Annotated in this window: 26 protein-coding genes and 1 tRNA gene; 18 read left to right on the top strand and 9 right to left on the bottom strand. The window is 63.6% G+C overall.

Annotated elements, in window-relative coordinates:
* Positions 1-44 precede the first annotated feature (44 nt).
* Positions 45-419, bottom strand: coding sequence for a hypothetical protein (locus ACERHN_RS15635; RefSeq protein ID WP_415919947.1), 375 nt, complete (start codon positions 417-419; stop codon positions 45-47).
* A 243-nt stretch (positions 420-662) separates the two neighbouring features.
* Between ACERHN_RS15635 and rpmG the strand changes: the two genes are divergently transcribed.
* From rpmG to ACERHN_RS15650, 3 genes are all read left to right on the top strand, one after another.
* Positions 663-830 (top strand): 50S ribosomal protein L33, encoded by a 168-nt coding sequence (rpmG, locus tag ACERHN_RS15640; RefSeq protein ID WP_011454349.1) that lies wholly within the window; start codon positions 663-665, stop codon positions 828-830.
* Between the two features lie 74 nt (positions 831-904).
* Positions 905-1417 carry an AAA family ATPase gene (locus ACERHN_RS15645; RefSeq protein ID WP_415919948.1) on the top strand — a complete coding sequence of 171 codons (513 nt, stop codon included), beginning with the start codon at positions 905-907 and terminating at the stop codon, positions 1415-1417.
* Positions 1418-1437: 20 nt separating this feature from the next.
* Positions 1438-1893: a GNAT family N-acetyltransferase gene (locus tag ACERHN_RS15650; protein WP_415919949.1), complete on the top strand. Its 456-nt coding sequence runs from the start codon at positions 1438-1440 to the stop codon at positions 1891-1893.
* Positions 1894-2037: 144 nt separating this feature from the next.
* On the opposite strand, the gene ACERHN_RS15655 is transcribed toward ACERHN_RS15650, so the two are convergent.
* Together ACERHN_RS15655 and ACERHN_RS15660 are read right to left on the bottom strand one after the other, a co-directional pair.
* On the bottom strand, positions 2038-2811 hold the full coding sequence (locus ACERHN_RS15655; protein ID WP_415919950.1) for a Bax inhibitor-1 family protein: 774 nt from the start codon (positions 2809-2811) through the stop codon (positions 2038-2040).
* A gap of 199 nt (positions 2812-3010) precedes the next feature.
* A complete protein-coding gene (locus ACERHN_RS15660) occupies positions 3011-3226 on the bottom strand; it encodes a hypothetical protein (protein ID WP_415919951.1) in 216 nt (71 codons plus the stop codon).
* A gap of 126 nt (positions 3227-3352) precedes the next feature.
* Here ACERHN_RS15660 and ACERHN_RS15665 point away from each other — a divergent pair, with 126 nt between their 5' ends.
* From ACERHN_RS15665 to ACERHN_RS15685, 5 genes are all read left to right on the top strand, one after another.
* On the top strand, positions 3353-4228 hold the full coding sequence (locus ACERHN_RS15665; RefSeq protein WP_415919952.1) for a LysR family transcriptional regulator: 876 nt from the start codon (positions 3353-3355) through the stop codon (positions 4226-4228).
* Positions 4229-4660: 432 nt separating this feature from the next.
* Positions 4661-5035, top strand: a complete 375-nt coding sequence (locus ACERHN_RS15670) for a helix-turn-helix domain-containing protein (RefSeq protein ID WP_415919953.1) — start codon at positions 4661-4663, stop codon at positions 5033-5035.
* 85 nt (positions 5036-5120) lie between these two features.
* Positions 5121-5867: an inositol monophosphatase family protein gene (locus tag ACERHN_RS15675; protein WP_415922754.1), complete on the top strand. Its 747-nt coding sequence runs from the start codon at positions 5121-5123 to the stop codon at positions 5865-5867.
* Complete coding sequence (locus ACERHN_RS15680) at positions 5864-7210, top strand: 8-oxoguanine deaminase (protein WP_415919954.1); 1347 nt, start codon at positions 5864-5866, stop codon at positions 7208-7210. The genes ACERHN_RS15675 and ACERHN_RS15680 overlap by 4 nt, the downstream gene beginning before the upstream one ends.
* A gap of 1 nt (position 7211) precedes the next feature.
* Positions 7212-7628, top strand: a complete 417-nt coding sequence (locus ACERHN_RS15685) for a CAP domain-containing protein (RefSeq protein ID WP_415919955.1) — start codon at positions 7212-7214, stop codon at positions 7626-7628.
* On the opposite strand, the gene guaD is transcribed toward ACERHN_RS15685, so the two are convergent.
* Complete coding sequence (guaD, locus tag ACERHN_RS15690; protein WP_415919956.1) at positions 7625-8905, bottom strand: guanine deaminase; 1281 nt, start codon at positions 8903-8905, stop codon at positions 7625-7627. The genes ACERHN_RS15685 and guaD overlap by 4 nt on opposite strands.
* Before the next feature lie 131 nt (positions 8906-9036).
* Here guaD and mgtE point away from each other — a divergent pair, with 131 nt between their 5' ends.
* The 5 genes from mgtE (at position 9037) to ACERHN_RS15715 (ending at position 14694) form a co-directional block, all read left to right on the top strand.
* Positions 9037-10431: a magnesium transporter gene (gene mgtE, locus ACERHN_RS15695; RefSeq protein WP_415919957.1), complete on the top strand. Its 1395-nt coding sequence runs from the start codon at positions 9037-9039 to the stop codon at positions 10429-10431.
* Between the two features lie 70 nt (positions 10432-10501).
* The gene (locus ACERHN_RS15700) at positions 10502-11056 is read left to right on the top strand and encodes a 5-formyltetrahydrofolate cyclo-ligase (protein WP_415919958.1); all 555 of its coding nucleotides are present in this window, start codon (positions 10502-10504) and stop codon (positions 11054-11056) included.
* Between the two features lie 102 nt (positions 11057-11158).
* Positions 11159-11965: a TIGR00282 family metallophosphoesterase gene (locus ACERHN_RS15705; RefSeq protein ID WP_415919959.1), complete on the top strand. Its 807-nt coding sequence runs from the start codon at positions 11159-11161 to the stop codon at positions 11963-11965.
* A complete protein-coding gene (locus tag ACERHN_RS15710; protein WP_415919960.1) occupies positions 11962-12888 on the top strand; it encodes a DMT family transporter in 927 nt (308 codons plus the stop codon). The genes ACERHN_RS15705 and ACERHN_RS15710 overlap by 4 nt, the downstream gene beginning before the upstream one ends.
* 27 nt (positions 12889-12915) lie before the next feature.
* Entirely contained in the window at positions 12916-14694 is a 1779-nt protein-coding gene (locus tag ACERHN_RS15715; RefSeq protein ID WP_415919961.1) for an SLC13 family permease, read from the top strand.
* Positions 14695-14698: 4 nt separating this feature from the next.
* Here the strand turns inward: ACERHN_RS15715 and ACERHN_RS15720 are convergent, their stop codons facing one another.
* Together ACERHN_RS15720 and ACERHN_RS15725 are read right to left on the bottom strand one after the other, a co-directional pair.
* A complete protein-coding gene (locus tag ACERHN_RS15720) occupies positions 14699-15178 on the bottom strand; it encodes a PaaI family thioesterase (protein WP_415919962.1) in 480 nt (159 codons plus the stop codon).
* Positions 15179-15274: 96 nt separating this feature from the next.
* Positions 15275-16135: a methylenetetrahydrofolate reductase gene (locus ACERHN_RS15725; protein ID WP_415919963.1), complete on the bottom strand. Its 861-nt coding sequence runs from the start codon at positions 16133-16135 to the stop codon at positions 15275-15277.
* Between the two features lie 87 nt (positions 16136-16222).
* Here ACERHN_RS15725 and ACERHN_RS15730 point away from each other — a divergent pair, with 87 nt between their 5' ends.
* Positions 16223-17128: a LysR family transcriptional regulator gene (locus ACERHN_RS15730; protein WP_415919964.1), complete on the top strand. Its 906-nt coding sequence runs from the start codon at positions 16223-16225 to the stop codon at positions 17126-17128.
* A gap of 63 nt (positions 17129-17191) precedes the next feature.
* Here the strand turns inward: ACERHN_RS15730 and ACERHN_RS15735 are convergent, their stop codons facing one another.
* Complete coding sequence (locus ACERHN_RS15735; RefSeq protein ID WP_415919965.1) at positions 17192-18049, bottom strand: hypothetical protein; 858 nt, start codon at positions 18047-18049, stop codon at positions 17192-17194.
* A 167-nt stretch (positions 18050-18216) separates the two neighbouring features.
* On the opposite strand from ACERHN_RS15735, the gene ACERHN_RS15740 reads away from it, so the two are divergent.
* Positions 18217-19002, top strand: coding sequence for an inositol monophosphatase family protein (locus ACERHN_RS15740; RefSeq protein ID WP_415919966.1), 786 nt, complete (start codon positions 18217-18219; stop codon positions 19000-19002).
* A 2-nt stretch (positions 19003-19004) separates the two neighbouring features.
* Here the strand turns inward: ACERHN_RS15740 and ACERHN_RS15745 are convergent, their stop codons facing one another.
* Positions 19005-19739 (bottom strand): rhomboid family intramembrane serine protease, encoded by a 735-nt coding sequence (locus ACERHN_RS15745; protein WP_415919967.1) that lies wholly within the window; start codon positions 19737-19739, stop codon positions 19005-19007.
* Between the two features lie 58 nt (positions 19740-19797).
* Positions 19798-23136: a bifunctional proline dehydrogenase/L-glutamate gamma-semialdehyde dehydrogenase PutA gene (putA, locus tag ACERHN_RS15750; RefSeq protein ID WP_415919968.1), complete on the bottom strand. Its 3339-nt coding sequence runs from the start codon at positions 23134-23136 to the stop codon at positions 19798-19800.
* 71 nt (positions 23137-23207) lie between these two features.
* Here putA and ACERHN_RS15755 point away from each other — a divergent pair, with 71 nt between their 5' ends.
* The 3 genes from ACERHN_RS15755 to ACERHN_RS15765 all read left to right on the top strand — a co-directional run bounded on the left by ACERHN_RS15755 (position 23208) and on the right by ACERHN_RS15765 (position 24452).
* Positions 23208-23735, top strand: coding sequence for an Lrp/AsnC family transcriptional regulator (locus ACERHN_RS15755; protein WP_415919969.1), 528 nt, complete (start codon positions 23208-23210; stop codon positions 23733-23735).
* A gap of 26 nt (positions 23736-23761) precedes the next feature.
* On the top strand, positions 23762-24316 hold the full coding sequence (locus ACERHN_RS15760) for a tetratricopeptide repeat protein (protein ID WP_415919970.1): 555 nt from the start codon (positions 23762-23764) through the stop codon (positions 24314-24316).
* Between the two features lie 50 nt (positions 24317-24366).
* Positions 24367-24452: transfer RNA gene (locus ACERHN_RS15765), tRNA-Leu, on the top strand.
* Positions 24453-24463 lie beyond the last annotated feature (11 nt).

The following is a 24463-nucleotide window of genomic DNA, read 5'->3' on the forward strand; positions in this document are numbered from 1 at the left end:
CGTCGTGCAGGCCGGGGCGTAGGCCCGGCCTGCACGCGCGCAGCTCACTCTGCCGGTTGCAGCGCGGCCGCATCGTCCTTGTGCAGGCCCACAACGGCCAGCACGGTGCCACCGATGACCCAGTAATACACCGCATCCAGCCCGGCAAAACCGAACAGGAAAGGTGCGGCCACAAAGACAAGGCCAACGGCCCCGTCCACGGCCAGGTGGAATTTGTAGGGCAACATGCGGACCACACCCAGTTTATGATCCGTCAGCAGCGTCAGCATCAGGGCGGCAACACCGGTCACAACAGACAGCCAGAAGGCGAAGGGCGACGATTGCCCCAGACCCAGCAGCGCAGGCATGGCCATGAGGCCCAAAGCGACGGGGTAATCGAGATAGGCGTGCAGGTCTTTTGTGACGAAACGGACGGACATGGCAGGTTCCTTGGTTGGGGTGTCGTGATCAGTGATGTCAAATTATGGACCAAATGGTTCCAAAACAAATCACGTGTGTTCACGACGCAGTGTCCTCGGTGGAAAGGGGCCTTGGGGCGTGTTGACGCGGTCCCGGGGCAAAGCGGGGTTGACTCGGGGGCGGACACGGGTACAAGCGCGGCTCAATACGACATTCCCGCTGGCGGGCCGTTTTGGCTTATCTGGCGACGCAGGAGACGCACCATGGCCAAGCCAACCACCATCAAGATCCGCCTGAACTCCAGTGCAGGCACCGGCCACTTCTATGTGACCAAGAAAAACGCACGCACCATGACCGAAAAGATGGTCGTACGGAAATATGACCCCGTTGCGCGCAAGCACGTGGAATACAAGGAAGGCAAGATCAAGTAAGATCGCCAACCTGACTGTTTCAAAAGGCCGCGCCGCAAGGACGCGGCCTTTTTCGTCTTTGGAGGGAATGCACCATGAAACGGGTGATGATCGTGGGCGGGCCGGGGTCTGGAAAAAGCACGCTGGCGCGGCGGTTGGGAACGCGTACAGGGTTGCCGGTGCATCACATGGATCACATCCATTGGATGCCCGGTTGGCAGCAGCGCCCGCGCGATTTGCGCCGCGAGATGGCGATGGAGATCGAGGCGGGTGCGGCCTGGATTTTCGAGGGCGGGTTTTCGACGACCTACGAACACAGGCTGTCGCGTGCGGATACGGTCATCTGGCTTGATTTGCCGGTGGGGTTGCGGATGTGGCGCGTGACCAAGCGGTTGGTGCAGCATTGGGGGCAGCGGCGGCCTGATATGGCGCCGGGCTGCATCGAGACGGTGCACAGCGAGACGTTGGCGTTCTACCGCTTTATCTGGCGCACGCGTGCCACAGGGCGGGCGCGGCTTGCGGCGCTTTTGTCTGGCGCACCGACATCTGTGCGGGTGCACCACCTGACCAGCCGTGCCGATGTGCAGGCGTTCGAGGCGGCCCTGTGATGTGGATCAGGCCGACAACCATGGACGATCTTGCCGCCGTCGATGCGCTGCTGGCGCGCAGTTATCCGAAGCTGCTCAAGGCAGATTATCCGCCCTCAGTTCTGGTGACGGCGCTGCAGGTGATCGCACGGGCGCAGCCCAAGCTGGTGTCATGCGGGACGTATTATGTGGTTGAGGATGAGGCCGGTGTTCTCGGTGTCGGGGGCTGGACCCCGGACGGGAAGGATCCCACGTTGGGGCATATCCGACACGTCGGTACGGATGATCGCGCGGTGCGGCGTGGTGTGGGTCGGATGCTGTTGCAGCATTGTTTTGACGTGGCGCGCGCATCGGGTGTGACACGCATGGAGTGCTGGGCCACGCGGACGGCAGAGCCGTTTTACCGGGCTGTCGGGTTCGACACGGTGGGGCCGATGGACGTGACGCTGGAGGGTGGGATTGTGTTTCCATCGCTGCGGATGCTGCGCGATTTGTGAGGTCGGCGGGTGCTCTGTTTTGCGCTGAGGCGCAAAAGGCGCCCACCCGCCGACCCTTGGACCATGGGGATCGGGTGATCCTTGCGGGCAAAAAAAAAGACCGGGCGGTGTCGCCCGGTCTTGTGATTTCGTCTGTGTGGGTCGCTATTCTTGCTGGCCCATGAACATCAGCAGGAACTGGAACATGTTCAGGAAGCTGATATAGAGGCTCAGCGCGCCATCATAGGCGGCCTTGTCCAACCACTCCTGATCACCATGTGACGCGTGGGCCACGTAAGTGTTCTTGATGTCCTGCGTGTAGAATGCGGTGAGGCCCGCAAAGATCAGGATACCGATGATCGAGATGGCGAACATCATTGCAGGCGACTGCAGGAAGATGTTGATCACCATCGCAACGATCAGGCCGATCACGCCCATCATCAGGAATGTGCCCATGCCGCTCAGGTCTTTCTTTGTGGTGTAGCCGTAGAGGCTCAGACCTGCGAAGGCGATGGCGGTGACGATGAATGTCTGTGCGATCGAGTAGGGCGTGTAAATCATAAAGATCGTGCCCATCGACACACCGATTGCAGCGGCAAACAGGAAGAAGCCCAGTTGCACACCCGCGGCCGACGCACGACGCATCAGGGCGCCCCATCCGAAGAAGATGAACGCAAGCGGTGCAAACATCAGCACCCATTTCAGGGGCGACACGTAGAGTGTGTAGCCCAGCTGTGTCAGGTACTGACCGTTGCCCAACGCGTATTCGGTGGGTGTCGATGTCATCGACAGGCCCGAAATCGCCCAGGCCGCCAGTGCCGTGATCAGCATGCCCACGGACATTGTGCCGTAGACCTTGTTCATGTGGGCGCGCAGGCCCTCGTCGATCTGGGCGGCGCGTGTTCCGGCCGCCGACCGGATCGTATTCAACTCAGCCATGTGTTGACCTCCAAATTGATACAGCTGTCCAGCGGGTGGACCCCGCTGGTCGCGGATTTCCGCCCGCGTCACTCGTGAATATCAGGTGCCGCGGCGCTGCTTTCAAGGGTTTTTCGCTGGATTAGAGGCCTGTATGCGCGACATTCTGACGGTTTTTGTCATAAATCCGCGCAAGCGCCGGAAAACAGTGCAATACCGCTCAACGACGCCACGTGGCTGGCACATCCCAGACCGGTTTTGCCGCCTCGTGCGCGGCCCGTTCCGCGCTTACGCCGATATCGTCGAGCCGGGCGCGATCAAGCTGTGCCAGGGCCCGGCGCGACCGCCAGACGGAATACAGGGTGACGAGGGAAAATCGCGCGCGGCGGGGTGCAGCCAGACGACGTGCGCGGGTGGATGTGTCGATGAGGGCCATGGGTCCAGTCCTTTGCTTTGGTTGTGATGGTTGATGATCGTTTCATCAGAAGTCTTGATGTATATGGCGGGCTATGACATATTTTCAAAACGAATGTTTGTGACGCAAATCATCAGGGGATTTGATATGAGAAATCTGGATATCACCACGCTGCGGTCGTTTGTTGCAGTGGCGGAGAGCGGTGGCGTCACGCGGGCGGCGGGTTTCCTGCACCTGACGCAATCGGCCGTGTCGATGCAGCTCAAGCGCCTTGAGGAAGTTCTGGATATTGATCTTTTTGACCGCTCGGGACGCAGCATCGCGCTGACGGCGTCCGGTGAACAGTTGCTGGTTTATGCGCGGCGGATGGTGGCGCTCAATGATGAGGTGATCACACGCCTTACGGATCAGGCCTATGAAGGCGAAATCTCTCTCGGGGTGCCGCATGACATTGTTTATCCGGCAATCCCGCGGGTGCTGAAGCAGTTCCATGCTGCATTCCCGCGGGTCAAGGTGCACCTCGACAGCTCGTACACGCGCAGGCTCAAGGCGCAATATGCCAAGGGCGCGTGTGATATCATCCTGACGACGGAAACCGGCATGGATGCGGGGGGAGAGGAGTTGTGCGTCAAACCTCTGACCTGGGTCGGGGCGCCGGGTGGGTCGGCCTGGCGCCAACGTCCGCTCAAACTTGCCTTCGGGCGGCAATGCACGTTCCGACCCCGTGTGGTGGAGCGTCTGGACGAGGCCGGGGTGCCCTGGGACGTGGTTGTGGAAACCGAAAGCGACCGCACGATCGAGGCGACGGTCAGCGCGGATCTTGCTGTCCATACGATGCTGGATGGGACGGCACCGCCGCATCTTGACCGGATTGACCACGGGGGCGCGCTGCCGGATCTGCCGGCGCATCGGATCAACCTGTATGGTGCCACCGGGGCGGCGAACGAGGTGCAGGACGCCTTGGTCGGGTTCTTGCGCGCGGCATTTTCAGGTGTCGAGACGGCAACGTTGCGCGCGGTGTAAGCGTTTACCTGCACGGCCGATTCGTGATGAAGCGGTCGATTTCGCGAAAATCTGCCAATTTTTTTGGCAAATGCAAAACGTTCATGCGCGCCGCGTTTCGATACGGCGGGTCAACGGGCCAGAAGAAACTCCCGCACTCCCGCAGAAATTGCTAAACTCTTGATTGCAAGCGAACATAAGCTGTTGTGATATGCGTTCCGTATCAACGCAAATACCTGAAAAAGTGGTCAGACTTGCCGGTCACCGAACGCCTTTGCAGCATGTGGGTGGCGCGGCGAACTCGCGCATACCGGGTGGTTTGCGTTGAAAAACTCGCCCACACACGATAACACTCTAGGAATGGTGCGCGCATGTTCAGACAGAGCAGTCTGTTTGGACCGATCGTTGCACTGATCACGTCCGCTTCGGCGCAACAGGAATAGGATCGTCTCAATGGCACACATGGTCGATGTTCACGTTGGCAAGCGAATTCGTCAACGGCGCTGGCTCATCGGTATGACCCAGCAAAAACTGGCGGATATGGTGGGCATCAAGTTCCAGCAAATCCAGAAATACGAAACGGGCGCGAACCGTGTCAGTGCATCGCGTCTGTGGGATATTGGTGAGGCGATGGGCGTGCCTGTGGCGTTCTTCTTTGAAGGGTTGCAAGGCGAGACAGCCGTGACGGGCGATGCGCGCGGGGACGTTCCGCAAGACATGCTGTCCGACAAAGAAGCGATGGATCTCGTACGGACCTATTACGCGATCCCTGAAAACCAACGCCGCCGTCTGTTCGAACTGGCGCGCGTTCTGAGCGACGTCGCCTGATCACGGCCTTGCGCTTTGACGGTGCCTCTGGCACGCCGTCATCATGACACATGATTACTCTGTGCTCGCACCTGTGGCGTGCGAAATGGCCAATGCGGCGCGGCAGGCGATCCTGCCGCATTTTCGCGCGGCCGACCTGACCACGGACAACAAGGATGCGGACGGGTTTGACCCTGTCACCATTGCCGACCGCGCGGCGGAACAGGCCATGCGTGATGTGCTGGCACTGCGTCGGCCCGACGACGGCATCTTTGGTGAGGAATTTGGCGTGTCGTCCGGGCGCAGCGGCCTGACCTGGGTGCTGGACCCGATTGACGGAACGCGGGGGTTCGTGGCCGGTACGCCAACCTGGGGTGTGTTGATCGCCGTGGGCCCGGATGCCGGGCCGCGTCTTGGCCTCATTGACCAACCCTATATCGGAGAGCGGTTTCTGGGCTATCCGGGCTTTGCCGAACTGGACGGCCCGACGGGATCACGCCCCCTGCGCACACGCGGCCCGCGTCCCCTGCAAGAGGCTGTGATCTTTACCACCTTTCCCGAAGTTGGCACGTCTGCGGAGCGCGCGGCGTTCGAACGGGTGGCGTCGCAGATGCGGCTGACCCGCTACGGGATGGACTGCTATGCCTATGCCCTGGTCGCAGCGGGGCAGGTGGATCTGGTGATCGAAGCGGGGTTGAATGCGTATGACATCCAGGCACCCATCGCATTGATCGAAGCGGCAGGCGGCATTGTCACCAATTGGGAAGGCGGGCCGGTGCATGAGGGCGGGCGTGCCTTGGCGGCGGCCAACGCCCAGATCCACGCCGACGCGCTGGCGCTGCTGAACACATGACCGAGGTTCTGATCCGAAATGCGGCATATGTCGTCACGATGGATGATGCCGGACATGAACACACCGGATGCGACATCCGCGTGCGCGGCGGGGTCATCACAGAGATTGGGTCGTCCCTGACGCCCGGCGCGGGGGCCGAAACCGTGGAGGCTGCGGGCTGTGTTGTGACCCCCGGCCTGATCAACACACACCACCACCTCTACCAGTCGCTGACGCGCGCGGTGCCGCAGGCGCAGGACGCGCTGCTGTTCGGGTGGTTGCAGACGCTTTATCCGATCTGGGCCCGGTTCGGGCCAGAGCACATGTACGTCTCGACGCAGGTGGGGCTGGCCGAGCTGGCGCTGTCGGGGTGCAGTCTCAGCGCGGATCACCTGTATCTTTATCCCAACGGCGCGCGGCTGGATGACACCATCGCCGCAGCGGCCGAGATCGGCGTGCGTTTTGCGCCGACACGCGGTGCGATGAGCATCGGGGTCAGCGACGGCGGCCTGCCGCCGGACGCATTGGTGGAGCGGGAACAGGACATCCTCGACGATTGCATTCGCGTCATTGATACGTTTCACGATCCATCGCCGGGGTCGATGTGCCGTGTCGGGGTCGCCCCCTGTTCGCCGTTCTCGGTCAGCCGGGGCCTGATGTTGGATGCGGCACGTCTGGCGCGCGACAAGGGGGTGCGCCTGCACACCCATCTGGCGGAAAACGACGAAGACATCGCCTATTCGCAGGCCAATTTCGGCTGCTTGCCGGGGCAATACGCGCAAGAGGTCGAATGGGTGGGCAACGATGTCTGGCACGCCCATTGCGTAAAGCTGGACGCTTCGGAAATCGCGCTCTTTGCGGAAACCGGGACCGGAGTGGCGCATTGCCCCTGTTCCAATTGCCGGCTGGGGTCGGGCATTGCCCCGGTGCGGGCGATGCGGGATGCGGGCGTGCCCGTCGGCCTCGGGGTCGATGGATCGGCCAGCAATGATGCGGCCCATATGCTCGCTGAGGCGCGGCAGGCCATGCTGCTGCAACGCGTGGCGCGCGGTGCAGATGCGATGACCGCGCGCGAGGCGCTGTGGCTGGCGACACGGGGCGGGGCAGAGGTGCTGGGCCGGCCCGAATGTGGTCAGATCGCGGTTGGCCTGCGGGGCGACATCGCGATCTGGGACGTCAGTGGCGTTGAAAATGCGGGCAATTGGGACCCGGCGAGCCTGCTTTTTGCCGGGCCGCGGGCGGTGCGCGACCTCTTTGTCGAAGGGCGGCACGTGGTGCGGGATGGGCATGTGACGACCCTTGATCTGGCATCGGTGATCGCGCGCCAGACCCGGTTGGCGCACGCGCTTGCAGAGGAGGTCTGAGATGCGGTGGCTGGTTTTTTGTCTGCTCTTTGCGGCGAGTGTCGTTCGGGCGGACACGGAGGTGTTGCAGGCGGTCAATGCAGAGCGGGCGGCGGCAGGGCGCGCGGCACTTGCCTATGATGACCGGTTGGAAGCGGTGGCGCGGGCGCATGGGCAGGACATGGCGCGGCAGGGCTTCTTTTCCCACACCGGCAGCGACGGATCCGACATTGGCCAGCGTTTGCGGCGCGGCGGTGTGTCCTTCTGCTTTGCCGCGGAAAACATCGCGCAGGGACAGCGCAGTCTGGCGCAGGTCATGGCGGGCTGGATGGGATCGCGCGGACATCGGCGCAACATCCTGCACCGTCAGGCCGAGACCGTGGCCGTGGCGCGCGTGCCGGGCGACATCTGGGTGATGGTGCTGGCGGCGGGCTGTTAGGCGACGCGGCGCCCGGCCACCCAGACATCCGCGATGGCACGGTCATCGCCCATCATGATCGTCGGAAAAATCGCATCCCAAATGTCATCTGCCCGCAGCGTCCGTTGGGAGATCGCCGGGGTGGAGGCAAGGTCAAGCACCGTGATGTCCGCAGCATGTCCCGGTGCCAGCGTGCCAATCTCGTCGCCGCGGTGCAGCACCTGTGCCGCGCCCGCGGTGGCCAGCCACAACAGGTTAGCCGCATGTACGGACACGCCGCGCAATTGGGCCACCTCGTAAGCGGCGGCCATCGTGCGCAACATCGAAAAGTTTGAGCCGCCCCCGGTGTCGGTGGCGAGGCCGACAGCCTGGCCCGCACCGGCCAGCCCTGCCAGATCAAACAGCCCCGACCCGATGAACGTATTCGAGGTCGGGCAATGGGCCAGCCCCGCGCCGATCTCTGACAGCCGATCGCGCTCGCGGTCGGTCAGGTGGATGGCATGGCCGTATATCCCGCGCGCACCCAAAAGCCCGTGCGCCTCGTAAGTATCGAGATAGTCGCGCGCATCCGGGTAGAGACCGCGCACCCACTCGATTTCGTCCACCTGCTCGCTCAGATGGGTTTGCATCAGCACATCCGGGTGTTCCCCCCAGAGCGCGCCGAGCGCATGCAGCTGCGCGGGTGTGGACGTGGGCGAGAACCGTGGCGTGATGGCGTACCGCGCGCGCCCTGTGCCGTGCCAGCGTGTGAGCGCGGCCTTGCTGTCGTCATAGGCCGATTGCGCGGTGTCGCGCAGCCCGTCCGGCGCGTTGCGGTCCATGCAGGTCTTGCCCGCGACGACGGCCATGTTGCGCGCCGCAGCCGCTTCGAACAGGGCATCGACGCTGGCCGGATGGATCGTGCAATAGCTGGCAAGGCTCGTGGTGCCGTGCGCCAGGGCGAGATCAAGGTAACGGTGCGCGATCTGTGCGGCATAGTCCGGATCGCCAAAGCGCATTTCCTCGGGGAACGTGTACGTGTTCAGCCAGTCGATCAGCCGCTTGCCCCAGGATGCGATGATGGCCGTCTGCGGATAGTGCACATGGGCATCGACAAAGCCGGGACAGATCAGATGCCCAGGGTAGGACGTCTCGGGCACCTCTGCCGCTTCGGCCTCTGCCCCGATGGCGGTGATGGTGCCGGCCTGCATCAGCAGAGCGCTGTTTTCGACAACCTTTACAGTGTTTTGCCAGCCTTCGGTGAAGGGGTTCCCGCTGTAGGTCAGAATGTGGCCGCGCAGGCGGTGAGGGTGAGACATGTGCGCAATATGGCCCGGCCCGCGCATGGGCGCAAAGGCAAAGTACGGGACAAGGGAGGGGCCATTGTCTCGCCCTGCCGGGCGACCTATGATTACGGGTGCGCGGTCACAAAACCATTGGGGAGAGCAATATGACAGAACCAGTGGACGGACAGGAGCCCGGCCCCGAAGAGAGTGGCTACGAGCTGGGGCGCAAGGACGTTTCCGCCATTCTCTATGCGGTGGATATCGAGGACCGGGCGCAGCTGACCGCGCTGATGGAGCCGCTGCACGCGGCGGATATTGCCGACCTTCTGGAACAGATCAACGCGTTCGACCGGTCGCGGCTGATCCGGCTCTATGACCGCGAATTTGACGGTGAGATCCTGTCGGAACTGGACGAGTCGATCCGCGAAGAGGTGATCGGGGTGCTGCGGCCCACGGTGCTGGCCGACGCGGTGCGCGATCTCGACAGCGATGATGTGGTCGACCTGATCGAGGATCTGGGGGACGCGCAGCAGGAGCAGATCCTCGACGCGCTGGAAGATAACGACCGGGCCATGGTCGAACAGTCGCTGGCGTTTCCGGAATACTCCGCCGGACGTCTCATGCAGCGCGAAGTGGTCATGGCGCCCGAGCACTGGACCGTGGGCGAGGCCATCGACCGGATGCGGAGCGCGTCCGAAGACGATCTGCCGCGTCAGTTCTATCACTTGGTCCTGGTGGACCCGCGGTTGCGACCGGTGGGCAACGTGACCTTGGGCAAGCTGATGCGGTCACGGCGCGAGGTGGCGCTGCGGGATCTGGTGGAGGAGACATTTCAGGTCATCCCCGCCACGCAGGACGAAAGCGATGTGGCCTATGCGTTCAACCAGTATCACCTGATTTCTGCACCTGTGGTCGATGATGACGGTCGGCTTATCGGGGCGATCACGATTGATGACGCGATGGCGGTGCTGGATGAGGAACATGAGGAGGATATCCTGCGGCTGGCCGGTGTGGGCGAAGAATCGGCCCTGTCGGACCGGGTGCGCGAGACTACCGGCAGGCGGTTGCCGTGGCTGGCTGTGAACCTTGTGACGTCGATCCTTGCGTCGCTGGTGATTGCGCAGTTCGAGGTGGCGATTGCACAGATCGTGGCGCTGGCCGTGTTGATGCCGATCGTGGCGTCGATGGGGGGGAACGCGGGCACGCAGTCCCTGACCGTGGCGGTGCGGGCGTTGGCGACGAAGGACCTGACCGGGGCCAACATCTGGCGGGTGATCCGCCGCGAGGTATTGGTTGGCCTGATCAACGGCGTCGTGTTTGCCGTGGTGATGGGCATTGTGGGGGTGCTGTGGTTCGGCTCGCCTGCTTTGGGCTATGTGATTGCGGCCGCGATGGTGATCAACATGGTGGTGGCGGGCCTTGCAGGCACCGCGATACCTGTGATCCTCGACCGGATCGGGATCGATCCGGCGTTGGCGTCGGGGGCGTTTGTGACCACGGTGACGGATGTTGTCGGGTTTTTCGCCTTTCTGGGGCTCGCGGCGGTGGTGTTGTTGTGAGACGATGGGTGGACGCTGTTTGCGCTGACGCGCAAAGACGCCCCACCCGCCGTCCCAAGGGGCGTTTGGCATGGATATCAGCGACCAGAAGGCGGCGGCGCGCAAGGCGGCGTTTGCGGCGCGCAAGGCGGCCCATGCGGCGGATCCGGCCGGGGCCAGCGGCGTGCTGTCATCCGTTCTGGCGGGGTATCGCGGCGTGCCGCTTGCGGGATACATGCCGATCCGGACCGAGATTGATCCGTTGCCCGCTATGGCGGAGGCGGCGGCACATGGACCGGTGGGGGTGCCTGTGATCCTTGGCGAGGGGCAGCCGCTTGCATTTTCGCGCTGGACGCCAGGCGGGCCGTTGCGGGCGGGGCCGTTCGGGGCGCAGGTGCCGGAAGAGGACGTGTTTTTCGAGCCCGAGATCGTCATCGTGCCGCTTGTTGCATTCACCCGTGCGGGGGGGCGATTGGGCTATGGTGGTGGGTTTTACGACCGCTCGCTGGAGCGGTTGCGGGCCCGGCGGGCGACGCTCGCCATTGGCTTTGCCTATGGCGCGCAGGAGGTTGCGGCGCTGCCACTCGAGCCGACGGACCAGATGCTCGACATGATCGTGACGGATGTCGGGGTCATCGAGGTCTGAGGGGGCGCTGCCCCCCGGCCTTTGGCCGTCCCCCGTGGTATTTTTGGCCAGAAGAAACAGGGACGCTTGCCCCTGCGCGCCTGCGGGGCATATGGGGGACGTATGAAGATATTGTTTCTGGGCGATGTGATGGGCCGGGCCGGACGGCAGGCTGTGTCTGATCATTTGCCGCGATTGCGGGCGGACTGGGCGCTCGATTTCGTGGTGGTGAATGGGGAAAATGCGACCTCCGGCATGGGGTTGTCCGGCAGCCATGCCAAGGCGTTGCTTGAGGCGGGTGCGGATTGCGTGACCTTGGGCGATCATGCGTTCGATCAGAAGGACATGTTGCAGTTCATCGAGAACGAGCCGCGGGTGTTGCGCCCGATGAATTTTTCGAAGGCCGCACCGGGCAAGGGCGCGCGGGTGTTTTCGGTGGCCGGGCGCAAGGTGCTGGTGGCGCAGGCCCTGGGGCAGGTGTTCATGAAGCGGCCCTTTGACGATCCGTTTTCCGCGCTGGAGACCGTGTTTCGCACGCATCCCTTGGGCGGCGCGGTTGATGCGGCGATCATCGATTTTCATTGTGAGGCCACATCCGAGAAGATGGCTATGGGTCATTGGTGCGACGGGCGGGCCAGCCTGATGGTGGGCACACATACGCATGTACCGACAGCTGATGCGATGATCCTGCCGCGGGGCTGCGCGTATCTGACGGATGCGGGCATGTGCGGCGATTATCATTCCGTGATCGGCATGCAACGGGATGAGCCGTTGCGTCGGTTCATCACGGGCATGCCGAAAGAGCGGTTTTCACCGGCGTTGGGCGAGGTGACACTCTCCGGTGTCTATGTCGAGATTGGCCCGGATGGGCGCGCGACACGGATCGAGATGGTCCGGCAGGGGGGGCATTTGCCGCCCGCAGGCCCATGACCGGCAAGCGTCGGGCCTGGCTGATCCTTGTGCTTTTGACGTTGGGCGCGGGGTGGGGGCTGACCATGCCGCTGACCAAGATCGCGGTCAGCACGGGCTACAAACATTTCGGATTGCTGTTCTGGCAAATGGCGATCGGGTTTGTGGTGATGACTGCGCTGGCGCTGCCCGCCGGGGTCCGGTTGCCGATGAGGGCGGCGCAGATGCGGGTATATGTCATCATCGCGCTCATCGGTTCGGTGCTGCCCAACACGGCAAGCTATCAGGCGGCGGTGCACCTGCCGTCGGGGGTCATGTCGATCCTGCTGAGCATGATCCCGATCTGGGCCTTTCCGATTGCGCTCGGGCTTGGGCTGGACCGGTTCGATCTGCGCCGCTTTGCCGGGCTGGTGGCGGGGCTGTGCGCGGTGTTGCTGATCGTGTTGCCGGGCGCGCAGATGAGCGGGGCGATCCCCGTTTTCTGGGTGCTCATTGGCCTGATCTCGGGGCTGTTTTACGCGTTCGAGGGCAATTACGTCGCGCGGTGGGGGACTGCGGGGCTTGGGCCGGTGCAGGTGCTGTGGGGGGCATCGCTGGTTGGGACGGTGATTGCGCTGCCGCTTGCTCTGTCGACAGGCCAGTGGATTGATCCCCGCCCGCCGTACGGGGCGGCCGACCTCGCGCAGGTGATGAGTGCCACGGCGCATGTTCTGGTCTATGCGGGCTATGTCTGGCTTGTCGGGCAGGCGGGGCCGGTCTTTGCGGTGCAGGTCAGCTTTCTTGTTACGCTCTTTGGCGTTTTCTGGGCGCGGATCATCCTCGAAGAGGCATACCCGCCCGCCGTCTGGGGCGCGTTGTGCGTGATGCTGGTGGGCATGTACCTGGTGCAGCCACGCAAAGCGACGCTTGAAGCGGATGCACCAATCGGGGACACTGGCCGCTAGGCGATTGAAACGGGGCGCAGGGCTGTCATGGGGCTGATCGAGCTATCGCAGACGGGACATGCCGTGCTGACCCTGACCGTCGTGGTCATCATGTTTGTGCTGTTCCTGCGGGAAAGCCTGCCGGCAGAGGTTGTGGCCATTGGCGGCGTCGCACTGATGCTTGTATCGGGTGCGTTGCCGTATGAGGCGGGGCTGGCGGTGCTGTCGAACCCGGCCCCTTGGACCATTGCGGCGATGTTCATCATCATGGGCGCTCTGGTGCGTACGGGCACGCTGGAGGCGCTGACCGGCCTTGCCGACCGGCAGGCCAGGAGCAACCCGGCGGTGGCCATCGTGCTGCTCATGGCCTTTGTCGTCGTCAGTTCGGCCATCGTGTCGAACACGCCCGTGGTTGTCGTGATGATCCCGGTGTTCATTCAATTGGCCAAGACCATGGGGCTTGCACCCTCAAAGTTGCTCATCCCGCTGAGCTATGCCGCCATCCTGGGCGGGACGCTCACATTGATCGGGACATCCACCAACCTGCTGGTGGACGGGGTCGCACGCACGCAGGGCCTGGCGCCGTTCACCATTTTCGAGGTGACGCCCTTGGGTGTGATCCTTGTGGTCTGGGGCATGGTGTACCTGCGCTTTATCGGGCCGATGCTTTTGCCGGACCGGGACAGCATGGCGGGGCTGCTCAGCGACCGGAGCAAGATGAAGTTCTTTACCGAAGCCGTGATTCCGCCGGACTCCAACCTCATCGGGCGCGAGGTGCTGGGGGTGCAGCTGTTCAAACGTGAGGGTGTGCGCCTGATTGACGTAATCCGTGGGGATGCGTCGCTGCGGCGCAATCTGGACGGGGTGACGTTGCAGGTCGGCGACCGCGTTGTGCTGCGCACGCAGATGACCGAACTGCTGAGCCTGCAACGCAACAAGGAGCTGAAACGGCTGGATCAGGTGGGCGCGGTGGAAACAACCACGGTCGAGGTGCTGATCACGCCGGGGTGCAAGATGGTGGGCCGAAGCCTGGGGGCGATGCGGCTGCGGCGGCGGTACGGTGTCTATCCGCTGGCCGTGCACCGACGGAATACGAATATCGGGCGGCAGCTGGATGATCTGGTGGTCAAGGTGGGTGATACGCTCCTGTTGGAAGGGGCGCCGGAGGATATTCAGCGGCTGGCATCGGATATGGACATGGTCGACGTGGCCAAACCGTCGGGCCGGGCGTTCCGGCGCAGCCATGCGCCCATCGTCCTGTTGGCGCTGTTGGGGATCGTCGTGCTGGCTGCGCTCGGGGTTGCGCCGATCCTGTTGCTGTCCGTGCTGGCCGTGGCGCTGGTTCTGGTGACGCGCTGCATTGATGCGGATGAGGCGTTTGGCTTTGTGGACGGGCGGCTGCTCGCGCTGATCTTTGCGATGCTGGGGATCGGTGCGGCGCTGGAGGCGTCGGGCGCGGTCAGCCTGATCGTTGAAGCGGTGGCGCCGGGTCTGGCCATGTTGCCGCCGTTTCTGATCGTGTGGGCGATTTACCTGCTGACCTCCGTGCTGACCGAGCTGGTGAGCAACAACGCCGTGGCCGTTGTCGTGACACCTATCGCCATCGGGCTGGCCGGTGCGTTGGGCGTGGATCCGCGCCCGCTGGTGGTGGCGGTCATGGTGGCGGCGTCGGCATCCTTTGCGACGCCCATCGGGTATCAGACCAACATGCTGGTTTACGGGCCGGGGGGGTACAAGTTCACGGATTTCATGCGCGTGGGCATCCCGCTGAACCTGAGCGTGGGGTTGCTGGCGTCGGCGGTGATCCCGTTCATCTGGCCGCTTTAGGGGCTCACATCTTCATGATGATGCAGGTCGTGGAACCTGTGGCATAGAGCTTGCCGTCCGCGCACCCGCGGATTTCGCCGTGGGCCACACCGGTGGAGCGGCCCGCATGATCGACGATGCCGGTGCATTCGATTTCCATGCCGACGGGGATGCCGCGGGTGATGTTGATCTTGTATTCCAGCGTTGTGTAGACAGATCCGCGTGGCACACAGGTCATCACGGCGCAGGCCATCGCGCTGTCGAGAAGGGTGCCGTACCAGCCGCCGTGCACCGTGCCCATCGGGTTTGTCGCCTTGAATTCCGGCGTGCCACGAAAGGTTACGCGCCCTTCTTCGACACTGTGCAGGGCATACCCCATCGTGTGCCCGATCGGTGGCCCGGGGACCGTGCCGTTCAGGATGCCTTGCATGAATTCGAGGCCCGACAGGGACAGAAGCTCTGCGCGATCCGGCAGGTCTGCGAGGGTTGTTGCGGTGCGGGTCATGGGCGGCCTTGGTGCTGTACGTGACTGCGCCAAGGGTACGCGCGTTGGACCGATCAGTCTAGTGCCGCGCGAGGCTGGCGGTTGGGCGCGCGCTGCTCAGGCGACGTGCAGGGCGGCGGTGGGTGTCACCAGACCCAGGGCGCGGCAGACCTTGAGCGTCAGTTCCGGCCGGTTGAGCGTGTAGAAGTGCAGCGTCTCGACCCCTTCGCCCAGCAAGCTGTCACAGAGATCGGCGCAGTGGGTGAGGGCAAAAAGCGCGGCCCGGTCCTCGCGTTCGGCGCGGTCAAACGCATTGGCGATGTAGGCAGGCACCGGCGTGCCGCAGCGTTCAGCGAACCGGCGCGTGCTGGCCCAGTTGGCAACCGGCAGGATGCCCGGCGTGATTGGCGCCGTGATGCCCGCATCGGCGCAGGCATCGCGAAAGCGCAGGAAGCTGTCGGGTTCAAAGAAGAACTGCGTGATCGCCTCGCAGGCGCCTGCGTCGATCTTTGCCTTGAGCCAATCGACATTCTGGCGCTGGCTTGCTGCATCCGGGTGACCGTCCGGATAGGCGCCCACGCGAATATTGAACGGGCCCGCGCGTGACAGGGCTGTCACAAGCTCGATGGAATTGGCAAAGCCGTCTTCAGCAGGCTCGAACGCGCCGCCATTGGCCCCGTCACCGCGCAGGGCAACGATGTCGGTGATACCCGCCGCATAGTAGCGTTTTGCCGTGGCCAGGACGTCCGTTTTGGATTGCCCGGTGCAGGTCAGGTGCGCGGCAACCGGGATCGGCGCGGTTTTGCGCAGGGTTTGCGCCGCCTCCTGCGTCAGCGACTGCGTGCTGCCGCCCGCGCCGTAGGTGACGGAAACGAAGCGCGGGTTGAGCGGTGCGAGCGTGTGGACGGTGTCCCACAGGTCGAAAGAGGCGTGAAGCGATTTCGGCGGAAAGGTCTCGAACGACAGGGCGGCGGGCATGGGCGTCTCCTCATGGGTTGTGTTTGTTATGGCGGCTTGGGTATCATGAGGCAAATTCATAACTCTCAAGATGAACATGAGGTTTGTATGCATATCGAGTTTCGCCACCTGCGGTCGATCAAGGCCATCCACGAGGCTGGCGGTTTGGCGCGGGCGGCGGATCAGTTGCACATCACGCAATCCGCGCTGAGCCATCAGATCAAGGGATTGGAGGATCAGGCGGGGGTGGAGCTGTTTGTGCGGCGGTCCAAGCCGCTGCGCTTGTCGGCGGCGGGGTTCCGGTTGCTGCGGTTGGCGGAACAGGTGCTGCCGCAGATCGAGGCGCTGCAGGCGGAATTCAGCGCCCTGCGCGACGGATCGTCGGGCCGGTTGCATATCGCCATCGAGTGCCATGCGTGTTTCGAATGGCTGTTCCCGGTGCTGGAGGTGTTTCGGCGCACTTGGCCGGATGTGGACGTCGATATCCGCCCCGGCCTCGCCTTTGATGCGCTGCCGGCGCTGATCAAGGAGGAGGTGGATCTTGTCGTGTCGTCGGACCCGGAGGAATTGCCGGGCGTGGAGTTCGTCGAACTCTTTGATTACGCGCCGGTTTTTGTTGCGGCAAGCACCCATCCGCTGGCCCAGAAACCATATGTCGATGCGGCGGATTTCCGGGACCAGACCTTGATTACCTACCCGGTAGAGAGGGCGCGGCTCGATGTGTTCAGCCAGTTGCTCATCCCGGCAAAGGTCGAGCCTGCGTCGGTGCGGCAGGCCGAGTTGACGGCGGTGATCTTGCTGTTGGTGGCGTCAAATCGGGGTGTTTCGGTTCTGCCGGATTGGGTGGTGCGGGAGGTCAAGTATTCCAGTGATTATGTGACGCGCCCGCTGACGGAAGGTGGCCTGACGCGGCGGCTTTATGCGGCGGTGCGCAGCGAGGATCGTGAAAAGCCGTATATGCAGAAGCTGATTGATCTGGCGCGCATCGAGGCGCGCAAGTTGCAGATGGCGTGAGGCCGGCGGGTGGGACTGTTTGGCCCTTTTCGGGGCCAAAGGCGCCCACCCACCGACCCTTGGTCAGTTCTGGAAGATTTCCACGGTGCCATCATGCGGACCGGCGACACCGGGTGCAGGTGCGCCGGGTGCCACGGGGTGCGTGACGCCGCCGGCCTCGTTCTGATTTGCAAGCGAATTGGTCAGGACCGGTGGCGGCGCGCCCGGCAGGATGATGCCGTCATTGGCCAGGTCCGGCGCCGTGGCGGAGCGGCACGCGGGCGTGCCCCACACTGCGTTGCGGATGTGGCCCTGGGTTGCGGTAAGGTGGCTACCGAATGTCGTGCCGGGTGCGCCGGTTGGTTTGGTCATGCGCATGACGCGCCACGTTACTCTGATCATGTTCGGGCAGTATGAATAGAGATCATCGGCCAAATTGCCCGCGGACCATGGCAGCGTGGCCGCCTGGACCCAGTAGCCTATGCAATACCAGTAGGCGTTGCGTCCGTGGTTGCTCATGTCGAACTGGCGAAACCGTGTGAGCAGGGTGCGCACGTGGCCTTCGACAGTGGCGTGGTTAGCGTTCGCTTGTGCCGTGAGGGCCACAAGATTGCTCCAGAGTGTGCCGGAGCCGCCCCATTCCGCATTCAGCAGGTGCCCGCGTTTCCAGGCGATGTGGTTGGGATCGTTTGTGAAATGATATGCGGGTCCGCCGAGGGCGGCATGGGTCCATGCCTGATCCCAACCGGGGCCCTTGGCCTGCGGCGGGTTGTGCGTCGTGCCACCGGGCGCGGCGATATCCGGGCCCAGCAGGGCAAAGGCGCTGGTCCCGCCAAAGGTCTGGCCGTGCCAGACGGCGCCGGGCCCATAACTTTTGCGCGCATAGCCAAAGACGATGTAGTCTGCGGACCAGCGTTGTCCGTCGTAGCAAAGTTTTGTCATCAAATATCCTCATGTGCCGAAAGGGCCAATGCCGGCATGTTAGATTGCCCGGCAGATTCGCGCTATGGGTGTATGTGCGGAATGGGCCCTGCGGGCATTGCCCCTTGGCAAGGGCGGCGTGGCGGCGTATAGCGCGCGCCTGTCCCAACCCGGTCCGGAGCCCTCTCATGCAAGGCAGCGCCAATCTCAACATCATGCTCAAGGCGGCGCGCAAGGCGGGCCGGTCGTTGTCCAAGGATTTCCGCGAGGTGGAGAACCTGCAGGTGTCCATGAAGGGCGCGGGTGATTTCGTGTCCAAGGCGGATTTCGCCGCCGAGGAAATCCTGCGCGAGGAATTGCGCGGGGCGCGTCCGACCTATGGCTGGTGCGCGGAGGAGAGTGCGGACGAGGAGGGGGAAGACCCCACGCGCCGCTGGATCGTCGATCCGCTGGACGGGACCACGAATTTCCTGCACGGGCTGCCGCATTGGGCGGTGTCGATTGCGCTTGAGCACAAGGGACAGATCGTGGCCGGTGTGATCTATGACCCGACCAAGGACGAGATGTTTTTCTCGGAAAAGGGGCAGGGCGCGTGGATGAATGACAGCCGTTTGCGGGTGTCAGGCCGCGGCAAGATGATCGAAGGGTTGTTTGCCACGGGTCTGCCGTTTGGCGGGCGTGCGGATCTGCCCGAGACATTGCAGGAACTGGCGCGCGTGCTGCCCGCCTGTTCCGGTGTCCGCCGGTTTGGATCGGCGGCGCTTGACCTCGCCTATGTGGCGGCGGGGCGGTACGATGGCTACTGGGAGCGGCGGTTGAACGCGTGGGATATTGCGGCCGGTTTGCTGATCGTGCGCGAAGCTGGCGCGTTGGTTGAGCCGATCACCGAAGGGGCCGACCCGCTGGATGATGGCCAGGTGATCTGCGGGACCGAGGCGCTGTTTGCGCCCCTGGCCAAAGCGGTGCGCGGCTGAGCCTAGCGGCGGATTTTCGGAATACGGGATGTGGAATACTGCGCCTCGGGGTGCGGGGGGTGCCCGTCCGTACGCTGCCAGAAGCCGGTGGCCCCGCGTCGGATCCATAGCGGCAGGGTCAGCACGAGACCGGCGATGAACCCGCCTGCATGGGCCCAGTAGGCCACGCCGCCCTGATCGGGGTCCGCCCCCAGCCCGCCAAAGAATTGCAACGCGAACCACACGGCCAGCATGATCCATGCGGGGATCGGGAAGATGCGGAAAAACACGATCAGGATCAGCAGGATATCAATCCGCGCCTTGGGAAAGAGCAGCAGATAGCCCCCCATGACGCCCGCGATGGCACCGGATGCGCCGACGGTGGGCACGGTGGAATAGGGGGCCGAGATCACGTGGATCAGCCCCGCAGCAACGCCTGTGGCCAGGTAAAACCCAAGAAAGGGCACATGGCCCATTTCATCTTCGACATTGTCACCAAAGATAAACAGAAACAGCATGTTACCGGCCAGATGCATCCAGCCGCCATGCAGGAACATTGATGTCAGCAGTGTCTCGTACCCGGCACCTGTGGTGATGCGGGCGGGAATTGCGGCGTAGTCGAAGAAAAACAGGTTGAGCGCGCGCGCATCGCTGAACAACCCGGCATAGCTGAGAAAGACGGCGATGTTGATCGCCATAAGGGCCCAGGTGACGAAGGGCGTGCGCCCGGACGGGTTGTGATCGCGGATCGGTAACATGGCGCGACAGTTTCGCGTGCGCGGGCAGGCGTCAAGGGGCGGAGTGCGTGTGGCCGTGTCAGCCGAACTGACCCAGCAGGTCCGCGTTGCCGCCCGCGGCCGTGGTGTCCACGCACAGATGGCGTTCAGTCATGACATCGGCGCGTTCGGGCAAACCGGTGATCAGGGGCACGATCGGGCCGTCCAGTTGGGACAGCGCGATGTCCAACGCGCGCGCGGTCTCTGCATCGCCCCACCACAACAAGCCGCCGCAAGGGTCTGCTGCGAGTACGCTGTCGGGCGTGACGGCGCCGGTGATTGCCGTGCCGCCCAGTGCGCGCACCGCATCCGCCTGCGCCTGCATATCCGCATCCGTCGGTCCGGCGCAGCGCAGGGGTGCTTTGGGCACGTGGCTGAGCGTGTTCGATTCGCCGGTGGGACCGGGCATTTGCGCGCTGATCGGGGCCTGTGGCTGGCCACGTTGCGCAAAGCGGGGCACGTAATCCGGCCCCCCCGCCTTTGGCCCCGTGCCCGACAGGCCCATGCCGCCAAAGGGCTGGCTGCCCACCACTGCGCCGATCTGGTTGCGGTTCACATAGACGTTGCCCGCCTGCACCTGTTGCGCGACGGCCTCGACCCGGTCGTCGATCCGCGTGTGCAGCCCAAAGGTCAGCCCGTAGCCCGTGGCATTGATGTCCGAGATCACGGTGTCGAGCTGATCCGCCCGGAAGGTGGCAAGGTGCAGCACAGGGCCAAAGATCTCTTCCTTGAGGTCCGCGATACCTGTGACGCGCAGCAGCGTTGGCGCGACGAATGTGCCTGTCGCCGGAGACGGCAGTTGATGGATCAGCTGCCCTGCCGCGCGGGCGGCATCAATATGCGCGGCGATCCGGCCTTGCGCGGCGGTGTCGATGACCGGCCCCACATCGGTCGCCAGATCCCATGGCGCGCCCATGCTCAGCGCGTCCATCGCGCCGGTCAGCATCTCCTGGAACGCGGGCGCGATGTCCTCCTGGACATAGAGGCAGCGCAGCGCGGAGCAGCGTTGGCCTGCGGATTGGAACGCGCTTTCGATCACGCTGCGCACGGCCTGTTCGGGCAATGCGGTGCTGTCCACGATCATGGCGTTGATGCCACCGGTTTCCGCAATGAGCGGCGTGCCGGGGGTTCCGTGCTCGGCCAAGGTCGCGCGGATGCGCAAAGCCGTGGCGGTGGAGCCGGTGAAGGCCACGCCGTCCGGGGCGGCTTGGGTCAGGGCGGCGCCCAACGCGCCATCGCCGGGCAAGAGTTGCAGTGCCGCGCGCGGCACACCGGCCTCATGCAGCATCGTGACGCCCAGATGCGCGATCAGCGGCGTCTGGTCCGCCGGTTTCGCCACCACCGCGTTGCCAGACGCCAGTGCTGCGGCCAACTGGCCGGTGAAGATTGCCAGCGGAAAGTTCCAGGGCGAGATGCAGAGGACGGTTCCAAGCGCGGGATGATCCGTCGCGGCGTTGGCATAATAGCGCAGGAAATCCACTGCCTCGCGCAGCTCGGCCACTGCATCGGGCAAGGTCTTGCCCGCCTCGCGGGCCAACAGTGCGAAAACCTCGCCAAACCGCGCCTCATAGAGGTCAGCCGCGCGCAAAAGCGTTGCGCGCCGCGCGGCGGCATTGGCCTGCCAGGGCTGTGCATCGGCAAACACGGTGCCCACTGCATCTGTCGGCGTGCAGGTGGCCGTGCCGACCATGTCCGAGGGATCGGCAGGATTTACGATGGTCTGCGCGGGGCCGGAACAGGGAGTGACAGTCAGAGGCGCGGCGGTCCAGCGGTGGCGGGCGAACGGCGCGCGCGCCTCCTCAATCCGCAACAGCGTCGGCAGGTGCGAGAGGTCAAAACCGGCCGAATTGACACGGCTAGGCAGAAACAGGGCTGGCCCATCGCGCAACGTTCCCTCCGGGCTGAGGGCGTCGAACGGATCGGCGGCAACGATGTCGGCGGGCACATCCTCATCCACGATCTGGTTCACAAAGCTGGAATTCGCGCCATTTTCCAGCAGCCGCCGCACGAGATACGCCAGCAGATCCTTGTGCGCGCCCACCGGCGCATAGATGCGGCAGCGTGTGCCATTCTCGCCCATCACGATGTCATGCAGCGCCTCGCCCATGCCGTGCAGACGCTGGAATTCAAACGCTTCGCCATCCGCCATGTGCAGGATGGCCGAGACCGTATGCGCGTTGTGCGTGGCAAATTGGGGATAGAGCCGGTCGGCATAGCCCAGCAACTTGCGCGCATTCGCGATATAGGAGATGTCGGTGGCGGCCTTTTGGGTGAACACCGGGAAACCCGCGACCCCTTCGACCTGTGCGCGCTTGATCTCCGTGTCCCAATAGGCGCCCTTGACCAGCCGGACCATCAGGCGGCGGTCATGACGCTGCGCCACGTCGTGCAAGGTGTCGATGACGGCCCCTGCGCGGGGGCCGTAGGCCTGCACCACCACTCCGAACCCGTCCCAACCCGCAAGCGCCGGATTGGACAGCACCGCCTCGATCACTTCAAGCGAGAGCGACAGGCGGTCCGCCTCTTCCGCATCGACATTCAGCCCCATGCCTGCGGATTTCGCGAGCAAGGCGAGCGCCGTGAGCCGCGGGACGAGGTCCACCATTACGCGCTCTGCCTGTGCGCGTTCATAGCGCGGGTGCAAGGCAGAGAGTTTCACGGAGATGCCGGGGTTTTCGCGGATGTCCTCGGCGGTGCACGCCGCGGCAATGGCTGAAATCGCTTCGGAATAGCTCAGGTGATAGCGGCGCGCATCCGCCTCGGTCAGCGCCGCTTCGCCAAGCATGTCATAGGAGTAGGTGTAGCCCTTGGCCTCCATCCCCGCCGCCCGCGCCATGGCGCGCCCGATGTCCTCCCCCAGCACAAATTGCCGCCCCATCTCTTTCATTGCGGCAGAAACAGCGGTGCGGATCACCGGTTCGCCCAGCCGTTTGATGGCCGATCGCAGATGGCCCACCGGTCCCTTGGGCGTCTCTTCGAGCACACGACCGGTCAGCATCAACGCCCATGTGGAGGCGTTCACCAGGCTCGAGGTCGAGCGGCCCAGATGCTTGCCCCAGTCCGACGGCGCAATCTTGTCCTCGATCAATGCGTCGATTGTATCGGCATCCGGAACCCGCAGCAGCGCCTCGGCCAGACACATCAGCGCGACACCCTCATCGGTGGAAAGACCGTATTCCGCCAGAAACACCTCCATCACGCCCGGCGCAGTGCCCGAGCGCAAGGTCTCGACCAGCTGTGTCGCGCGGGCGTGGATGTCGGCGCGGGCCGCGTCGGACAGGTCCGCAAGGGCGATCAAATCGCGCAGCGTGGTGTGTTGATCGGCATAGGTGCCCGCATCAATTTCGGTGGCGATGACAGAGGATGACAGGTTTGACATGAGCTCTTTCCAAATTCACTTTGACCAATATATCAGAGTGAACATGGCAAATTTCACTGAAGTGAGAGCAAATGGCAGATCAAAAGGGTAAATTTTCCCGTGAGGGAAGCGAAAAGGAAAAGGTTGCATTGGACCGTCTGGACAACGCGATTCTGGTTGCCCTGGCGCAGGATGCGCGGATCAGCATCACGGATCTCGCCGCCCGGATCGGTCTGTCGAAATCCCCGACCCAGGCCCGGCTGCGCCGTCTGGAAAAGCAGGGCGTGATCCGGGGTTACCGCGCGCTTTTGGACCCGATCTGTCTTGGACTGGATCACGTGGCCTTTGTGGAGGTGCGGTTGTCCGAGACGCGCGAGGCCGCGCTGTCCGCGTTCAACGCCGCCGTCCGCACCGTCCCGCAGATCGAGCAAGCCCATATGATCGCTGGCAATTTCGACTATCTCCTCAAGGTGCGCACGCGTGACATGACCGATTACCGGCACGTGCTGGGTGAGGTGATTTCGAACCTGCCACATGTCGCTGCGACCTCGACCTTTGTCGCGATGGAGGCCGTCAAAGAGGTCATGTTGCCCGATATCGGTGGCAAACCCTTGACCTGAGCCAAGCGCGCATCACAGTTGCCGTCATGCGTATTGCCATCATCCTCGCGCTTGTCGCCGGGCCCGTCTGGGCCGAGACCTGCCCACAGGCGCGCGACATTTCGGTCGAATTGTCCGCACTTTTCGAAGAGGCACGCACCGCCTCCGATCCCGCGTCGGGACAGGCCGTGTCGGGCAAGATGTGGGAACTGTGGCTTGATGCACCGGATGACGCGGCACAGGAAATTCTGGATCGCGGAATGGCGCAGCGGGCGAGCTTTGATTTCGTCGGTGCGCTGGAGAGTTTCGACACTTTGATCGCGTATTGCCCGGACTATGCCGAAGGGTACAATCAGCGCGCGTTCGTGCATTTTCTGTCATCGAACTACAGTGATGCGCTGATTGATCTGGACCGCGCGCTGACGCTGTCTCCGGATCATGTGGGTGCGCAATCCGGGCGGGCTTTGACCCTGATGAATCAGGGAAAAATCACGGCTGCGCGCACACAGATGCTGGCCGCCATCGACAATAACCCGTGGCTGTCCGAGCGTGCGTTGCTGGCAGATGGCGCACCGCTTGGCCCCGTGGGCGAAGAGCTTTAGCAAACAGACCTTGTTACGCGCGCGCCCATTGCCTTACATAGCGGGGCGGCGCGGGCGTGATGGAATGGTAGACATATCGGACTTAAAATCCGAAGGGCATATGCCCGTGTGGGTTCGAGTCCCACCGCCCGTACCAGCGCTTCCTCC

Origin of the sequence: Tateyamaria rhodophyticola (assembly GCF_047777875.1) — a bacterium.
In the GTDB taxonomy this organism is placed as follows: domain Bacteria; phylum Pseudomonadota; class Alphaproteobacteria; order Rhodobacterales; family Rhodobacteraceae; genus Tateyamaria.

What these genes read in the sequence shown, in the direction of transcription:
- rpmG (WP_011454349.1), top strand. Translation starts at nt 663, where the DNA reads ATGGCCAAGCCAACCACCATCAAGATCCGCCTGAACTCCAGTGCAGGC.
- putA (WP_415919968.1), bottom strand. Translation starts at nt 23,136, where the DNA reads ATGTCAAACCTGTCATCCTCTGTCATCGCCACCGAAATTGATGCGGGC.
- ACERHN_RS15735 (WP_415919965.1), bottom strand. Translation starts at nt 18,049, where the DNA reads ATGACAAAACTTTGCTACGACGGACAACGCTGGTCCGCAGACTACATC.
- ACERHN_RS15675 (WP_415922754.1), top strand. Translation starts at nt 5,121, where the DNA reads ATGGCCAATGCGGCGCGGCAGGCGATCCTGCCGCATTTTCGCGCGGCC.
- ACERHN_RS15760 (WP_415919970.1), top strand. Translation starts at nt 23,762, where the DNA reads ATGCGTATTGCCATCATCCTCGCGCTTGTCGCCGGGCCCGTCTGGGCC.
- ACERHN_RS15730 (WP_415919964.1), top strand. Translation starts at nt 16,223, where the DNA reads ATGCATATCGAGTTTCGCCACCTGCGGTCGATCAAGGCCATCCACGAG.
- ACERHN_RS15715 (WP_415919961.1), top strand. Translation starts at nt 12,916, where the DNA reads ATGGGGCTGATCGAGCTATCGCAGACGGGACATGCCGTGCTGACCCTG.
- ACERHN_RS15655 (WP_415919950.1), bottom strand. Translation starts at nt 2,811, where the DNA reads ATGGCTGAGTTGAATACGATCCGGTCGGCGGCCGGAACACGCGCCGCC.
- ACERHN_RS15720 (WP_415919962.1), bottom strand. Translation starts at nt 15,178, where the DNA reads ATGACCCGCACCGCAACAACCCTCGCAGACCTGCCGGATCGCGCAGAG.
- ACERHN_RS15635 (WP_415919947.1), bottom strand. Translation starts at nt 419, where the DNA reads ATGTCCGTCCGTTTCGTCACAAAAGACCTGCACGCCTATCTCGATTAC.
- ACERHN_RS15755 (WP_415919969.1), top strand. Translation starts at nt 23,208, where the DNA reads ATGGCAGATCAAAAGGGTAAATTTTCCCGTGAGGGAAGCGAAAAGGAA.
- ACERHN_RS15680 (WP_415919954.1), top strand. Translation starts at nt 5,864, where the DNA reads ATGACCGAGGTTCTGATCCGAAATGCGGCATATGTCGTCACGATGGAT.
- ACERHN_RS15700 (WP_415919958.1), top strand. Translation starts at nt 10,502, where the DNA reads ATGGATATCAGCGACCAGAAGGCGGCGGCGCGCAAGGCGGCGTTTGCG.
- ACERHN_RS15725 (WP_415919963.1), bottom strand. Translation starts at nt 16,135, where the DNA reads ATGCCCGCCGCCCTGTCGTTCGAGACCTTTCCGCCGAAATCGCTTCAC.
- ACERHN_RS15660 (WP_415919951.1), bottom strand. Translation starts at nt 3,226, where the DNA reads ATGGCCCTCATCGACACATCCACCCGCGCACGTCGTCTGGCTGCACCC.
- ACERHN_RS15740 (WP_415919966.1), top strand. Translation starts at nt 18,217, where the DNA reads ATGCAAGGCAGCGCCAATCTCAACATCATGCTCAAGGCGGCGCGCAAG.
- guaD (WP_415919956.1), bottom strand. Translation starts at nt 8,905, where the DNA reads ATGTCTCACCCTCACCGCCTGCGCGGCCACATTCTGACCTACAGCGGG.
- mgtE (WP_415919957.1), top strand. Translation starts at nt 9,037, where the DNA reads ATGACAGAACCAGTGGACGGACAGGAGCCCGGCCCCGAAGAGAGTGGC.
- ACERHN_RS15665 (WP_415919952.1), top strand. Translation starts at nt 3,353, where the DNA reads ATGAGAAATCTGGATATCACCACGCTGCGGTCGTTTGTTGCAGTGGCG.
- ACERHN_RS15670 (WP_415919953.1), top strand. Translation starts at nt 4,661, where the DNA reads ATGGCACACATGGTCGATGTTCACGTTGGCAAGCGAATTCGTCAACGG.
- ACERHN_RS15645 (WP_415919948.1), top strand. Translation starts at nt 905, where the DNA reads ATGAAACGGGTGATGATCGTGGGCGGGCCGGGGTCTGGAAAAAGCACG.
- ACERHN_RS15745 (WP_415919967.1), bottom strand. Translation starts at nt 19,739, where the DNA reads ATGTTACCGATCCGCGATCACAACCCGTCCGGGCGCACGCCCTTCGTC.
- ACERHN_RS15650 (WP_415919949.1), top strand. Translation starts at nt 1,438, where the DNA reads ATGGACGATCTTGCCGCCGTCGATGCGCTGCTGGCGCGCAGTTATCCG.
- ACERHN_RS15710 (WP_415919960.1), top strand. Translation starts at nt 11,962, where the DNA reads ATGACCGGCAAGCGTCGGGCCTGGCTGATCCTTGTGCTTTTGACGTTG.
- ACERHN_RS15685 (WP_415919955.1), top strand. Translation starts at nt 7,212, where the DNA reads ATGCGGTGGCTGGTTTTTTGTCTGCTCTTTGCGGCGAGTGTCGTTCGG.
- ACERHN_RS15705 (WP_415919959.1), top strand. Translation starts at nt 11,159, where the DNA reads ATGAAGATATTGTTTCTGGGCGATGTGATGGGCCGGGCCGGACGGCAG.